The organism is Pseudomonas sp. FBCC-B1565, assembly GCF_059133265.1.
In genome coordinates this window covers 3,388,439-3,402,531 of record NZ_CP101438.1, presented here as the reverse complement: position 1 = coordinate 3,402,531, position 14,093 = coordinate 3,388,439, and the positions used below count along the sequence as shown (strand labels likewise).

At 63.0% G+C, this 14,093-nt stretch carries 13 protein-coding genes and 1 pseudogene; 4 read left to right on the top strand and 10 right to left on the bottom strand.

All coding sequences use genetic code 11. From position 1 onward, the window contains the following. Positions 1-35: 35 nt before the first annotated feature. Positions 36-671 carry a TetR/AcrR family transcriptional regulator gene (locus NL123_RS16020; RefSeq protein ID WP_248481575.1) on the top strand — a complete coding sequence of 212 codons (636 nt, stop codon included), beginning with the start codon at positions 36-38 and terminating at the stop codon, positions 669-671. 7 nt (positions 672-678) lie between these two features. Here NL123_RS16020 and NL123_RS16015 read toward each other — a convergent pair whose 3' ends face one another. The 5 genes from NL123_RS16015 to NL123_RS15995 all read right to left on the bottom strand — a co-directional run bounded on the left by NL123_RS16015 (position 679) and on the right by NL123_RS15995 (position 6,380). Beyond that, positions 679-1,377 (bottom strand): ABC transporter permease, encoded by a 699-nt coding sequence (locus NL123_RS16015; protein ID WP_248481578.1) that lies wholly within the window; start codon positions 1,375-1,377, stop codon positions 679-681. A gap of 7 nt (positions 1,378-1,384) precedes the next feature. Further along, positions 1,385-2,089: an ABC transporter permease gene (locus NL123_RS16010; protein WP_248481580.1), complete on the bottom strand. Its 705-nt coding sequence runs from the start codon at positions 2,087-2,089 to the stop codon at positions 1,385-1,387. Positions 2,090-2,091: 2 nt separating this feature from the next. Next, the gene (locus NL123_RS16005) at positions 2,092-2,946 is read right to left on the bottom strand and encodes a transporter substrate-binding domain-containing protein (RefSeq protein WP_494355751.1); all 855 of its coding nucleotides are present in this window, start codon (positions 2,944-2,946) and stop codon (positions 2,092-2,094) included. A 25-nt stretch (positions 2,947-2,971) separates the two neighbouring features. Next, a complete protein-coding gene (locus NL123_RS16000) occupies positions 2,972-4,966 on the bottom strand; it encodes an aminotransferase class I/II-fold pyridoxal phosphate-dependent enzyme (RefSeq protein WP_494355750.1) in 1,995 nt (664 codons plus the stop codon). A 430-nt stretch (positions 4,967-5,396) separates the two neighbouring features. After that, entirely contained in the window at positions 5,397-6,380 is a 984-nt protein-coding gene (locus NL123_RS15995; RefSeq protein ID WP_494355749.1) for an aldo/keto reductase, read from the bottom strand. Between the two features lie 114 nt (positions 6,381-6,494). Here NL123_RS15995 and NL123_RS15990 point away from each other — a divergent pair. Beyond that, positions 6,495-7,416 (top strand): annotated as a pseudogene (locus NL123_RS15990) (LysR family transcriptional regulator). Positions 7,417-7,419: 3 nt separating this feature from the next. Here NL123_RS15990 and NL123_RS15985 read toward each other — a convergent pair. Together NL123_RS15985 and NL123_RS15980 are read right to left on the bottom strand one after the other, a co-directional pair. Further along, positions 7,420-7,545 (bottom strand): hypothetical protein, encoded by a 126-nt coding sequence (locus tag NL123_RS15985; protein ID WP_282578163.1) that lies wholly within the window; start codon positions 7,543-7,545, stop codon positions 7,420-7,422. Between the two features lie 14 nt (positions 7,546-7,559). Beyond that, positions 7,560-8,105, bottom strand: coding sequence for a hypothetical protein (locus NL123_RS15980; protein ID WP_058425920.1), 546 nt, complete (start codon positions 8,103-8,105; stop codon positions 7,560-7,562). A 475-nt stretch (positions 8,106-8,580) separates the two neighbouring features. Here NL123_RS15980 and NL123_RS15975 point away from each other — a divergent pair, with 475 nt between their 5' ends. Continuing rightward, positions 8,581-9,990, top strand: a complete 1,410-nt coding sequence (locus tag NL123_RS15975) for a circularly permuted type 2 ATP-grasp protein (protein ID WP_058425921.1) — start codon at positions 8,581-8,583, stop codon at positions 9,988-9,990. Positions 9,991-9,992: 2 nt separating this feature from the next. Continuing rightward, complete coding sequence (locus NL123_RS15970; RefSeq protein ID WP_071495662.1) at positions 9,993-10,943, top strand: alpha-E domain-containing protein; 951 nt, start codon at positions 9,993-9,995, stop codon at positions 10,941-10,943. A 116-nt stretch (positions 10,944-11,059) separates the two neighbouring features. On the opposite strand, the gene msrA is transcribed toward NL123_RS15970, so the two are convergent. Genes msrA through msrB form a run of 3 tightly spaced genes read right to left on the bottom strand, consistent with a single transcriptional unit; the run spans position 11,060 to position 14,004 of the window. Further along, the gene (gene msrA / locus NL123_RS15965) at positions 11,060-11,755 is read right to left on the bottom strand and encodes a peptide-methionine (S)-S-oxide reductase MsrA (RefSeq protein ID WP_494355748.1); all 696 of its coding nucleotides are present in this window, start codon (positions 11,753-11,755) and stop codon (positions 11,060-11,062) included. 15 nt (positions 11,756-11,770) lie between these two features. Then, a complete protein-coding gene (locus NL123_RS15960; RefSeq protein ID WP_494355747.1) occupies positions 11,771-13,471 on the bottom strand; it encodes a cytochrome c biogenesis protein DipZ in 1,701 nt (566 codons plus the stop codon). Between the two features lie 32 nt (positions 13,472-13,503). Then, a complete protein-coding gene (msrB, locus tag NL123_RS15955; RefSeq protein ID WP_248481592.1) occupies positions 13,504-14,004 on the bottom strand; it encodes a peptide-methionine (R)-S-oxide reductase MsrB in 501 nt (166 codons plus the stop codon). Positions 14,005-14,093 lie beyond the last annotated feature (89 nt).

Genomic DNA, 14,093 nt, shown 5'->3' with positions numbered 1-14,093 from the left:
CTGAGCGCTGTGGTGTTTCCATCAAAGGCCTGTCCATGACCGTCGACCCTCCCAAACTGCGCCGTGCCGACCCCGACGAGCGCCGCGACCTGCTGATCGCCGCCGCCCTCACCTGCCTGGCCCGCGACGGGCACGCCGGGATTTCCGTGCGCCGCATCGCCTCCGAAGCCGGTGTATCGGTAGGCTTGCTCAACCACCATTTCGGCAGCATCGACGCGTTGATTGCCGAGACCTACCACAAGCTGGCCAACGAGCTGACCACTGCCCTGTGGGAACAGGTCGAACTGGCTGACGGCGCCGCCGCACGGCTGGACGCGTTTCTCAGTGCCTCGTTCTCGCCACGGGTCATGGACCCCGACCTGCTCGGCGTGTGGGTGGTGTTCTGGAGCCTGATCCGCCACTCGCCCCACGTTAACCAGTCCCACGAAAACAGTTACCACGCCTACCTGGGGCTGATCCAACGCCTGCTGGACGACCTGGCCCGCAGTGAAAGCCTGCTGATCCACGACAGCCACCTGGCCGCCATTGGCCTATCGGCGATGCTCGACGGACTCTGGCTCGAGGGCTGCCTCAACCCCGGCACCTTCAGCCCTGCCAACGGGTTGCACATCTGCCGCTGCTGGGTACAAGGCTTGCGTCACGGTGCCTTCAGCGCCGATCACATCCTGTGACACCGGCTCATCCGGCCGACCTGCGCAGCGGCGTACCGCGCCGTTCGGCGATGGCGTAGACGCCTTCGATCAGGAAGGTCAGGCACAGGTAGACGCCCGCCACCAGCAGCAGCGGCTGGTAGATCTGCAAGGTCTGCGCGCGTACCACGTTGGCCGCGCCGAGCAGGTCGACCACGGCAATGGTCGATGCGAGCGCGGTGGATTTGAGCAGCATTACCGTCTCCCCGGCCAGGGTCGGCAGCAACAGACGCATCGCCCGTGGCAAACGCACGCGCAACAAGGCTTGGCGTGGGGTCATGCCGAACGCCGAGGCGGCTTCCATCTCGCCTTTGGGCACCGCCAGCAGGCCACCGCGAATCACCTCGCCGACATAGGCGCCTACCGACAACACCAGGGCAAACACGATGTACCAGTAGCCATCGCGCAGATACGGCCACAGGAAGCTGCCACGGATCATCGGGAACTGGGCGAACAGGCTGCCCAGGCCGTAGTAGAAAATGTAGATCTGGATCAGCAACGGCGTACCGCGCAGCACGCTGGTGTAGGCCAGCGCACTGCGCGCCAGCCACTTGCGCCGCGACAACCGTGCCAGCGCCACCAGCACCGCCAGGGCAAAACCGAGTACTGCCGAAATCACCAGCAGCGACAAGGTGGTCTGCAACCCCTTGGCGATCAGCCCGGCGTAGTAGCTTATCCACTCAGGCATGTGCGCCTCACTCGACAACCGGCATCCAGCGACGGATACGTCGCTCCAGGCGCCCGGACAGGTAGTTGGAAGCCAGCGTCACCAGGTAATACAAGACGGCGGCCGCGAGGTAGAACAGCAGGTATTGGCGGGTAGACCCCGCCGCCTGCTTGGCGGTGTACAGCAGCTCGTTGGTGCCGACCACGCTGATCAAGGCACTGTCCTTGATCAGGTTGATCCACAGGTTGGACATGCCGGCCAGGGCGTACGGCGCCATGATCGGCAACGTCACCCGCCGGAACAGCCCCAGCCCGCTCAGGCCAAAAGCCCGCGCCGCTTCGATCTGCCCATGGGGGATCGCCAGGATCGCCGCGCGAAAAATCTCCGAGGCATAGGCGCCCTGCACCAGCCCCAGCACCAGGATCGCCACCAGCGGGCCGCTGATATTCACCTGGGCGAAGCCCAGCCACAGCATCAGCGCGTTGAGGCCCATGGAGCCGGCGTAGTACAGCAGCAGGATCAGCAGCAGTTCCGGCACCGCGCGAAACACCGTGGTGTAGCCGCGCATCAGCAGCGCGATGGGACGCGGCGCGCTGAGCTTGGCGCAGGCCACCACCAGGCCGATCAGCAAGCCCACCGCAAATGACCCGGCGGAGATCTGCAGGGTCATCCATAACCCCTTGAGCAACGCCTGGCCCCACCCTTGTTCGCCGAAACCGAGAAGGTCGAGCATGGTTATTCGGTCTTCTGGGCGATTTGCTGGTACGGGCTGTCACAGGTCTTGCTCACAAACGCCGGGGTATCGGTGCGCTTGCACGGGCTGACCGACAGGCCGAAATAGTGCTGTGACAGGTCGTCGTAGTCCTTGCTCACCAGCAACTCGCCGATGGCCTTGTCCAGCCGGGCCTTGAGCGCGGTGTCTTCCTTGCGCAGGCCGGCACCGACGCCACGGCCGATGATCGGGTCGTAGGGCACGCTGGCGATGTGCGCCAGGCCGCTGGCTTCCGGGGTCTTGACCATCCTGGCGATGGCGGTGTCGTCGGCCATCATGTAGTCGATACGCCCGGCGATCAGGTCGGCGTTGGCCGATTCCTGGGTGTCGTAGTACTTGAGGTCGGCGATGTTTTCGTAATACTTCTTCAGGTAATTGGCGCTGACCGTGGAGATCTGCACGCCGATCAACTTGCCCTTGAGGCCCGCCGGGGATATCTCCACTTCGCTGCCTTTTGGCCCCGCAACCCCCAGCAGGGAGTCGTAGTAGGCGCGGCTGAACGCGATCTGTTTTTCGCGCTCGTCGGTCACCGACATCGACGAGAAAATCACGTCGATCTTCTTCGCCAGCAGTGATGGAATGATGCCGTCCCACGCCACTTCCTTGATCTGGCATTCGGCTTTCATGCCTTCACAGAGCTTGTGGATCAGGTCCACCTCGAACCCGGACCACTGGCCGTTACCGCCCTTCACGGTAAACGGCGGGTAGGGTTCGGCCGCCACCGCAAACACGATGGGCTTGTCGGCCGCCCAGGTGAAACCTGCGGCCAGCATCAACACTGCACTGCTCAACCACGTTGCCATACGTTTGAATTGCATGATGTTGCCCCGTCTTTTTCTGGAGTTAGCGAGTTTGGTGCGCGTTGACGAACTGTCGGCAACGTTCACTGCGTGGGTCGATAAACACCGCGTCCGGCGAGCCGGTTTCTTCGATCCTGCCTTGGTGCAGGAACGCCACTTTCGACGACACATCCCGGGCGAATGCCATTTCATGGGTGACCAGGATCATGGTGCGGCCCTCTTCGGCCAGGGAGCGGATCACCCGCAGCACTTCGCCCACCAGCTCCGGGTCGAGGGCCGAAGTGGGTTCGTCGAACAGCATGACTTTTGGGCGCATGGCCAGCGCCCGGGCAATCGCCACGCGCTGTTGCTGACCACCGGAAAGGAAGGCCGGGTATTCGTTGCGCTTGGCGGCCAGGCCGACGCGGTCGAGCAGGCTTTCTGCGCGTTCGATGGCCTCGGCGCGGCTTTCGCGCAATACCTGGGTGGGGGCTTCGATGAGGTTTTCGAGCACTGTGCGATGGGGCCACAGGTTGAAGTTCTGGAACACCATGCCCAGGGTCGAGCGGATGCGCACCAACTGCCTGGCATCCGCCACCAGCGGTGCACCGGGGCGGTCGTAGTTGAGCTTGATGCTTTCGCCGTCCACCTGAATGCTGCCTTGGTCGGGCACTTCGAGCATGTTGATACAGCGCAGCAAGGTGCTTTTGCCCGAGCCGCTGGCGCCGATCAGCGAGATCACCTCGCCTTCGTGGGCCGTGAGGGAGATGCCCTTGAGCACTTCGATATTGCCGAAGCGCTTATGCAGGTCGATGACCTCGATCATCTTCCTGGCTGCGACGGGTTGCACCACTTCAACCCTGGGCGCGGCGGCGATACGCGGCTCACCGGCCAGCTTGGCGACAAACTGCACGATACGTTGGCAGGCCTGCGCCAGGCGCTCTTCGCCGAGGGTGAACGACAACCGCACGAAACCTTGTGCGGGTTCGCCGAATGCCGCCGCGTCCAGCACCGACACCCCGGCCTCGCGAAACAGGCGCCAGGCAAAATCCAGGGAGCCCAGGCCGGTGCCGCGCACGTCCACCAGTACAAACATCCCCGCTTGCGGCGCCTGCACCTGGATACCGGGGCACGCACTCAGCCCGGCCACTACCAGGTCGCGGCGGCGCCGGTAAATCTCGCGCATGCCCTGGGTCACTTCATCATGGGCCAGCACGGCGGCGGTGGCGGCTTCCATCACAAAGCCCGGCAAGCCGTACAGCATGCTGAGCACCAGGGTTTCGGCATGGGCGATCAGCGCGGGCGTGGCGATGAGCCAACCGATGCGCCAACCGGTCATGGCATGGGACTTGGATAGGCTGCCAATCACCACGCAGCGCTCGGCCATGCCCGGCAGTGCAGCGAGGCTGTGGTACTCGCCGTCGAATACCAGGCTTTCGTAGACCTCATCCACCACCACCCACAGGTCATGGGCGCTGGCCAGGTCTGCGATGGCTTGCAGCTCCTGCGGGTTGAGCACCACGCCGGTGGGGTTGTTCGGGTTGGAGAAGAAAATCGCCCGTGTGCGCGGGCTGATCGCGGCGGCGAGCAACGCGGCATCGACACGAAAGCCCGACTCAGGGGAACACGGCACGCGCACCAGTGTCGCGCCGCTGGCCTTGAGCGTGGCTTCGTAGGTGACGTACATCGGGTCGAGCACCAGCACCTCGTCACCGGCCTGCAACAGGCACAACGACGTCACGAACAACGCGTTCTGCGCACCGGCCACGGTGATGACGTTTGCGGCGTTGAGCGGGCGTGCCAGCGTCTGGCTGTAACGTGCGGCAATGGCCTCGCGCAGTGCCGGGCGCCCAGGGATTTCGGTGTAGTGAGTGTCGCCTTCACGCAAGGCGCTGACGGCGGCATCGGTAATGAAGGACGGCGTGGCGAAATCCGGGTCACCGACGCTGAGGATGATGATGTCTTCGCCCTGGCTGGCGGCGTGGAACGCGGCGTGGTGGATGTCCCAGGCCGCTACGCCCTGCCCTGCAATTCGTTCGACGAAGGGGGAAAACCGCATGCCAGAGCCTCTCGTTCAAGAAGAAAAAGCGCGAACCCGTTCTGTTGAAAACGGGTGGGTGCGGTCAACATAGTGCAAACTGAACAGTCGTTCAATGGGCGTGTTTGGCTCGGTGTCGTTTATCGTCCAAAGAGGTCGTTATGGCGATTTCCGCACATTTACAACCAGCCCTTTCAAAGTCTTGGAGGGCGAGCACTGCAACTGTGGCGAGCGGGCTTGTCCCGCGTTGGGTTGCGAAGCGACCCTGGAAAGAGGAATGCGCTGAGTCAGGCACGCTTCGGCCGCGGGTTTCAGGGCTGCTTCGCAACCCAACGCAGGACAAGCCTGCTCGCCACAGGGTGCTTATCACCTGTTCTACGGGGCTGACAGTTACAGCGGGTTCATCAGGTGCCGCGCTTCATGCAAAAACCTGGACATCCCTGTCGAAGGGTCAACACTTGGGCGGGGCTAAAAATTCCGCGCCGATGGGATCTTTTATCGTGCTGGCCAGGATACGGTCGATATGCGACAGGTCTTCGGGCGTCAGGTGCCAGCCGAAGGCTTCTTGATAGCCCTTCAGCTGCTCCGGGCGGCGGGCGCCCCACAGCGCGATGGTCGGGCCTTGGTCAAGCACCCAGCGCAGAGCCAGGGCGAGCACCGACTTGCCGTGGCATTCGCGGGCGTAGCTACTCAGCGCGGCCACGGCGGCCAAGTATTGCTCGAAGCGTGGCGGCTTGAACTTGGGGTCGAGCGTACGCACATCGTCGCCGGCAAAGCGCGTGGCTGTGTGCATGCTGCCGCTGAGCAAGCCCCGGCACAGCGGGCCGTAGGCCAGGACCACCAGCGAATGCTGTTTGGCGTAGGGCAGGATGTCGCTGTCGATGGCACGTTCGAACAGGTTGTACGGTGGCTGCACCGTGGCCAGGGCGGTGTACTGGCTGAAATCGTCCATTTGCGCCGAAGAATAATTACTCACGCCAACCGCCAGGATCTTGCCCTCACGGCGCAGGCGCTCCAGTTCATCGGCGGTTTCTTCCTGGGCTACCAACGGATCGGGCCAGTGCACCTGGTACAAGTCGATGTAGTCGGTTCCCAGGCGTATCAAGGAACCTTCGAGCTCTTTGCGAATGCGCTGGGCCGTGGCGTTGCGCCGGATGGCGCCGGTGTCCCATTGCAGCCCCGCCTTGGTCGCGATCACGGCGCTGTGGCGCACGCCGCGCAAGGCCTTGCCGATCAGCTCTTCGGACAGGCCAAAGCCGTACACCGGCGCGGTGTCGATCAGGTTGATACCCACCGCCAACGCGTGCCGCAAGGTGCGCGAGGCTTGCTCGGTGTCCGCGCCGCCCCACAGGTGCCCGCCCATGGACCAGGTGCCGAGGGCGATCCGCGAGACCGCCTGTTCGATGCCGGCAATTCTGATGGTCTCAACGCGCATGAAAATATCCCGTGGCTTGCAATAGTGCTTAGAAAAACAATTACTCTAAGTCATCCACGGTTGAATCGGGCTCAACGCCGCATACAGCCGAACTCCCGCATAAGAGGCTTGAAAATGGCTGCTTTCAACCGTTCCGAACTGGCCGATCTCAACGTGTTCATGGCTATCATCCGTCGCCGCAGCTTTCGCCACGCCGCCCATGAGTTGGGCGTTACCACCTCGGCCTTGAGCCACACCATGCGCAACCTGGAAACCCGCCTGGGGGTGAAGCTGCTGTACCGCACCAGCCGTGCCGTGGAACCCACCGATGCCGGTTCGCTGCTGGCAGAAAAACTCACCCAGGGCTTTGCCACCATCAAGGACGGCCTCGACACCCTGGAGTTGTACCGCGACGCGCCCATTGGCCGGCTACGCTTGAACGTGCCACGGGACGCGGCGGTATTGCTGCTGGCGCCGATCCTCGGGGACTTCTGCACCGCCTACCCGCAACTGCGCGTGGACCTGATCGTGCAGGACCAGATGATCGACATCATCGCCGAGGGCTACGACGCCGGTATCCGCTACGGCGCCACCGTGCCCCAGGACATGGTGGCGGTGCCCTTGACCGGTGAGCTGCGCTGGATCGTGGTCGCGTCGCCCGCCTACCTGGCCCGCCGGGGCACGCCGCAGGTGCCCAAAAGACCTGCTGCAACACGCCTGCATCCGCATGTACCTGGGCGACAAGACCACCTACAAGTGGGAACTGGGCAACGGCACCCGCCAGCAACGCATCGACGTGCCGGGCCACTTCAGCGCGGCTGATACCGAGACTATTGTGAATGCGGCGCTGCAAGGGGTGGGCATCGCCTACTGCCTGTCCAACCGCGTGGAACAGGAGCTCAAGGACGGCCGCCTGGTGGAGGTCATGCCCGACTGGGCCTGCCTGGGCGAGCCGTTGTGCATGTACTACCCGAGCCGACGGCAGTCGCAGCCAGGGCTGCGGCAGTTGATGGACATGATCCGGATGAAAACCATCGGCAAACAGTTGATCGAATAGGCTTCAATCCGGCGGCTCGGTAGCGTCACCCTCCTGGTCAATCAACGGCACGGTTGCATCGTCCATCAAGGAACCCGGGTCTTCGTTGCCCGGGTCATTCGGTTCTTCTTCCTCGCAGTCGTTTGCCATGACGCTCTCCTCGGTTATGAGCCAGGGTTATCCACCTGAATATAGAACGCGTACGCCCCCAGCAACAGCCAGAACACCATGAACAGCCAGGGCGCTCGCATTGAGAATAGCAGCGACTTGCGATAGCCCTTGTGGGACGACTCCATCTCGGAAAACAACGGTGACTCATCGTAGGCCAGGCCCATCACCGGCTCGCTGCGCAGCAGTTCACTCTGTTTGTAGTGCCAATGGTCGATGATCTCGTAGGCCGCACGGATCCCCGGCCAGGCATTCAACGAGCTGAGCACGCCGAGCATCACCAGGAACACCGGCACCACCAGGGTGAACAGCTTGCCCCACTCAGGGTTGAGGTTACCCATGCCGGAGACGAAGGCGATCACCAGGAATGACTGCGCGGTGAGGTAGGCGTCGGTGCGGTTGGCCAGGATGGTGGTTTCGTACTGGATTTCGCGCCGGTAGAAGTCCAACCGGTCCTTGGGCGAACCGAAGATCTTCGCGTTGTGTTCGCTGTGGTCGGTCAGGGCCGCTTCCGGCGTATGGGGAGAGATGATTCTGGGCACGACGGTGCTCCCAGCAGGTTCGAGTCCTGTTAGAAGAGTCGGTGGCGAGTGAAGTTCAAGTTTGTTCATGCACCAAGTCGGGGCACCTTCAAGCCGCTGCCCTCTTGTGGTGAGCGGGCTTGTTGGGGTGATGGCCTTCTGTGGTGAACAGGCTTCTGTGGCGAGCGGGCTTGCCCGGCGTTGGGCTGCGCAGCGGCCCCAGAAAGAGCGGGAGCGCTGCGCACTCCAACGCGGGGCAAGCCCGCTCACCACAACAAGCCCGCTCACCACAAGATTCGCGGTTTCGGCACAGGCATTGCTTTATCCATTCATCTGCCCGGATACAGGAGCATTCGTTACCCCCCGACCCAGAGCCGACCCCACAAGAAAGTAAGGACCAGGCCCAGTGGCACCCTTAGCCACGGGCTCATAAAAAATGCGTTTTTTGAAACGGCAGTGCCACCCAAGCGTCCCTCGGCACTGACAAGGTACTGGAATGGCTCGATCTTTCTTCGATGAAATGAATGACGCAAACGGCGCCTGCCGTGCGCATTATCAGGACTTCTCCCGCTGGCTGGCGAATACGCCGCCGGAACTGCTGGCCCAGCGTCGCCGCGAAGCCGATTTGCTGTTTCACCGCGCCGGGATCACCTTCACCCTCTACGGCGACGAACAAGACACCGAGCGCCTGATCCCCTTCGACATCATCCCGCGCAGCATCCCTGCCAGTGAATGGAGCGTGATCGAACGCGGCTGCATCCAGCGCGTCAATGCGCTGAACATGTTCCTCGCCGACATCTACCACGACCAGCGCATCATCAAGGCCGGGATCATTCCCGCGGACCAGGTGCTGGGTAACGAGGGCTATCAGAAGGCCATGGTCGGCCTGGACCTGCATCGCGACATCTACTCGCACATCTCCGGTGTCGACCTGGTGCGTGACGGCGATGGCACCTACTACGTGCTCGAAGACAACCTGCGCACCCCCAGCGGCGTCAGCTACATGCTCGAAGACCGCAAGATGATGATGCGCCTGTTCCCCGAGGTGTTTGCCAAGCAACGCATCGCGCCGGTGGACCACTACCCCAACCTGCTGCTCAAGACCCTCAAGAGCTCCAGCCGCCTGGACAACCCCAATGTGGTGGTGCTGACCCCGGGGCGCTTCAACAGCGCGTTCTTCGAACATGCGTTCCTGGCCCGGGAAATGGGCGTGGAACTGGTGGAAGGCGCCGACCTGTTCGTGCACGACCTCAAGGTGTTCATGCGCACCACCGACGGCCCCAAGCCGGTGGACGTGATTTATCGGCGCATTGATGACGCCTTCCTTGACCCCAAGGCCTTCAACCCCGAGTCGATGCTCGGCGTGCCCGGCCTGGTCGCGGCCTATTGCGCCGGCAACGTAGTGCTGGCCAATGCCATCGGCACCGGCGTGGCGGATGACAAATCGATCTACCCCTATGTGCCGGAAATGATCCGTTTCTACCTGGACGAAGAACCGGTGCTACAAAACGTACCGACCTTCCAGTGCCGCAAGCCCGATGAACTGTCCCACGTCCTGGCCCACCTGCCGGAACTGGTGGTCAAGGAAACCCAGGGGTCCGGCGGCTACGGCATGCTGGTCGGCCCGGCCTCCAGCGCCGCCGAGATCGAGGACTTCCGCCAACGCATCAAGGCGCGTCCCCATGCCTACATCGCCCAACCGACCTTGAGCCTGTCCACCTGCCCCACCTTCGTCGAAAACGGCATCGCCCCACGGCATATCGACCTGCGGCCCTTTGTGCTGTCGGGCAAGGAAACCCGCCTGGTGCCCGGTGGCCTCACCCGCGTGGCATTGAAGGAAGGCTCGTTGATCGTCAACTCGTCGCAAGGCGGCGGAACCAAGGACACCTGGGTGGTGGAGGGCTGAGTATGTTGAGTAGAACCGCCGCAGATCTGTACTGGATGTCCCGTTACCTGGAGCGTGCCGAAAACCTGGCGCGCATGCTCGAAGTCAGTTACTCGCTGTCGTTGATGCCACAAGCCGGGCGCAGCGACGGTCTGGACGAACTGGCCATGTCGTTGCTCAGCAGCGGCACCCTGGACAGCTACCTTGAGCGGCATAAACAGCTGGATGCCGAGCGCATGCTGCACTTCTTCGCCCTCGACGAAGAAAACCCCGCCAGCATCTACAACTGCCTGCGCGCCGCCCGTGGCAATGCCCACGCCGTACGCGGACGCATCACCGCCGACATGTGGGAAAACCTCAACGCCACCTGGCTGGAAATGCGCAGTATCGCCGCCGGCGGCCTGGCGCGACATGGCATCAGCCACTTCTGTGACTGGGTCAAGCAGCGTTCGCACCTGTTTCGTGGTGCCACCTCGGGGACGATCATGCGCAATGACGCCTATCGGTTCATTCGCCTCGGCACCTTTGTCGAGCGCGCCGACAACACCCTGCGTTTGCTGGATGCGCGCTACGAGATGTTCGGCGAGGAATCGGAAGAAGTCAGTGATTTGTCGGCACGCGGTTATTACCAGTGGAGCGCCCTGCTCCGTGCGTTGTCGTCGTTCGAGGCGTATACCGAGCTGTACCCGAACGCGTTGAATGCCCGTTCCGTGTCCGAATTACTGCTGTTGCGCAGCGATGTGCCGCGCTCGTTGCATGCGTGCATCGAGGAGTTGAGCCATATCCTCGCGGACCTGCCCGGCAGTTATGGGCGCACGGCGCAGCGCCTGGCAGCGGAGTTCGAGGCGCGGCTGCGGTATACGGGGATTGATGAAATCCTTGAAGACGGCCTGCACAGCCGTCTTACGGAATTTATCGACACCGTGCGCGAACTGGCGCGGGCGATTCACAGCTCGTACCTGGAGGTCATCTAACGTCCACTGGGATTAAACAATGTGGGAGGGGGCTTGCCCCCGATAGCAGTGGGTCAGTCAGCCAATTCGGGGACTGATTCACCGCTATCGGGGGCAAGCCCCCTCCCACATTCCGGTTACTGGTGTTTTACCAGCACCGGCTCGGCGCGGTACTGGTCGGGGAAAAGCTTCTTGAGCTGCGCCACCTTCGGCAGATCATTGATCACGATGTACGGGTAAGACGGGTTCTCGGTGAGGAAGTCCTGATGGTAGGACTCCGCCGGGTAGAACACCTTGCCCATCTCGATTTTAGTGACGATGGGTGCGTCGAAGGACTTGGCCGCATCCAGCTGGGCAATGTAGGCCTGGGCGACTTTTTGCTGGTCGGCATTCTGCGCAAAGATCGCCGAACGGTACTGGGTGCCGGTGTCAGGGCCCTGGCGGTTGAGTTCGGTGGGGTTGTGGGCCACTGAGAAGTAGATTTGCAGCAATTTGCCGTAGCTGATCTTGCTCGGGTCGTAGGTGACCGACACCGACTCGGCGTGGCCGGTGTTGCCGTCGCTGACGGACTCATACTGCGCCGTGCTTGCGGCGCCGCCATCGTAGCCGGACACGGCGTTTTTCACGCCTTGCACATGCTGGAACACCCCTTGCACACCCCAGAAACAGCCCCCGGCGAACACAGCGGTTTGCAGGTTGCCGGCTTCGGCGGGCAGGTCCAGCGCGGGTGGCGCGATCACTACGGCGTCGGCGGCGGCGCCGAAGGAAAAGGCCTGGCTTTGGCCGACGAACGCGGCGAAGGCCAACACGGGCAGGTATTTGAATACATTCATGGCAGGCACTCCGGGTTAACCAAAGGTGAAGGCATACGCCGACACGTTGGGGTCAAGGAATTCAATGGTGAAGGTGCGGTCTTGCACGGCACCCGGTTGACGCACCAGTTGGTACAACCGTTGTTCGGTGACGGTGCCGCTGCCATCCGGCGTGACGTCGGTGCCATGGGCATCGCCAAGCGCCTGGCCGTCGAGCGTGACCTTGAAACGCACCGGTTTGCCGTCGGCGCCCGGGGCGAGCACCAGGTGCAGGTCGCGGGCGTGGAAGCGGTAGACGATGCGCCCACCGGCCTGGTCGAGGGTGGCTTGCTGGCCGCCGACGTTCCATTGGCCTTGCAGGGTCCAATTATTGAGTGCCAGGGGGCCGGACTTGACGAAGTTTTCGGCGCGCTGCGAACCCAGGTAGGTTTCCGGCGACTGCACCTCGTTCATGTCCGGCGCTTCTTGCACGCCCTTGGCATCGGCCTCGATCAAACCGCCCGCGACGTTCTTCGCGCCGGCTTCACGCAGCAACTGCTGGATCACTCGCTCCGACTCGGCGTAGTCGCCTTCACCGAAGTGGTGATAACGAATCTGGCCCTTGGCGTCGGCAAAATAATGCGCCGGCCAGTACTGGTTGTTGAACGCGCGCCAGATCTTGTAGTTGTTGTCGATGGCCACCGGGTAAGTGATGCCCAGGTCCTTCATGGCCTGGGTGACGTTGTTCACGTCGCGCTCAAAGGCGAATTCCGGCGCATGCACGCCGATCACCACCAGGCCCTGGTCGCGGTATTTTTCGGCCCAGGCCTTTACATACGGCAGAGTGCGCAGGCAATTGATGCAGGAGTAGGTCCAGAAATCCACCAGCACCACCTTGCCCTTGAGTGCTTCGGCGGTCAGTGGCGGGCTGTTGAGCCATTGCACGGCGCCATCGAGGGATGGCAGCGCGCCTTCGATCGGCAAGGTGTCGCTGTGATTGGCGGCCATCATCATCGCACCGCCGGGCTGCGCCGGCTTGGCGCTGAGGCGATCCACCAGGCTTTGTTCCAGGCCACCGGTGGACGCGGTCGACAGCCGCGACAGCACGCCTGTGTCGAGGCCCAGCGCAATCGCGGCCACACCGGCCAGCATCAGCGCGCCCAGGCCACGGCGCAGCCATTCGCCGGCACCGAGGGACTTTTTCATGAAACCAAAGACTTTACCGCCGACCAGCAACGCCAGCGCGAGGGAGGTGGCAGCACCGGCGGCGTAAGCCAGCAAGAGCAAGGTAGTACCGATGCTGGCGCCCTGCAGCGCGGCACCGGTGAGCACCAGCCCCAGGATCGGCCCGGCGCACGGCGCCCACAGCAGCCCGGTGGCCACGCCGATCAGGAACGACGCGCCCGGACGCGGCCTGGCATCGGCCCCGGCGGCTTCCGACAAACGACTGCCGGCGGCTACCAGTGGGCGCGTCAGGCGCTCCGAGAGTTGCGGCAACAACAACGTGAGTCCGAACAGGGCAACGCACAGCAACGCGAGCCAGCGCCCGTATTGATTGACTTGCACCACCCAGCCGCCGCCCACCGCCGCCAGCGAGGCCACCAGGGCGAATGTCACCGCCATCCCCGCTAACAGCGGCAAGCCACTGCGCAAAAACGGCTGCCCGGTGCGAGCGAAGACAAAAGGCAGAACAGGCAGGATGCACGGACTGACGATTGTCAGCACGCCGCCCAGGTACGCGAGAACCAGAAGCCACATGGGATGGACCCTTATAAGAAATAGACATCGGCTTACGCCGCCGTGAACGTCATGGCGGCGCCGTTCATGCAGTAGCGCAGGCCGGTGGGTGGCGGGCCGTCATCGAACACGTGCCCCTGGTGGCCGCCACAGCGGCGGCAGTGGATTTCCTTGCGCACCACGCCGTAGGACGTATCGGTATGGCTGGCCACCGCGTTGTCCAGTGGCTGCCAGAAACTCGGCCAGCCGGTGTGACTGTTGAACTTGGTGGTCGAGGCAAACAGCGGCAGCGCGCAACCGGCACAGGCGAAGGTGCCGGCGCGGTGTTCATCGTTGAGCGCGCTGCTGTAGGGGCGTTCGGTGCCCTCCTCGCGCAGGATGGCGTATTGCTCGTCGGTGAGCAGGCTGTGCCATTGCGCGTCGGTGTGGCTGACCTCGAAGGTTTCGGCGGCTTCGGCTTCGGTGACCATACTGAGTTGCTTGAGCAGGCCGCCCGCCAGGACGGCGACACCCAGGCCGCCACTGGCCAGGAGTATTTGTCGGCGTGAGTACATGGTGCTTTCCCTCTTTGAAGTGAGGGAATCTTGGGCTGTTTACGGTCGCGGAATCCTCACGCAGAGTTAAACAATTCGTGATAACTACA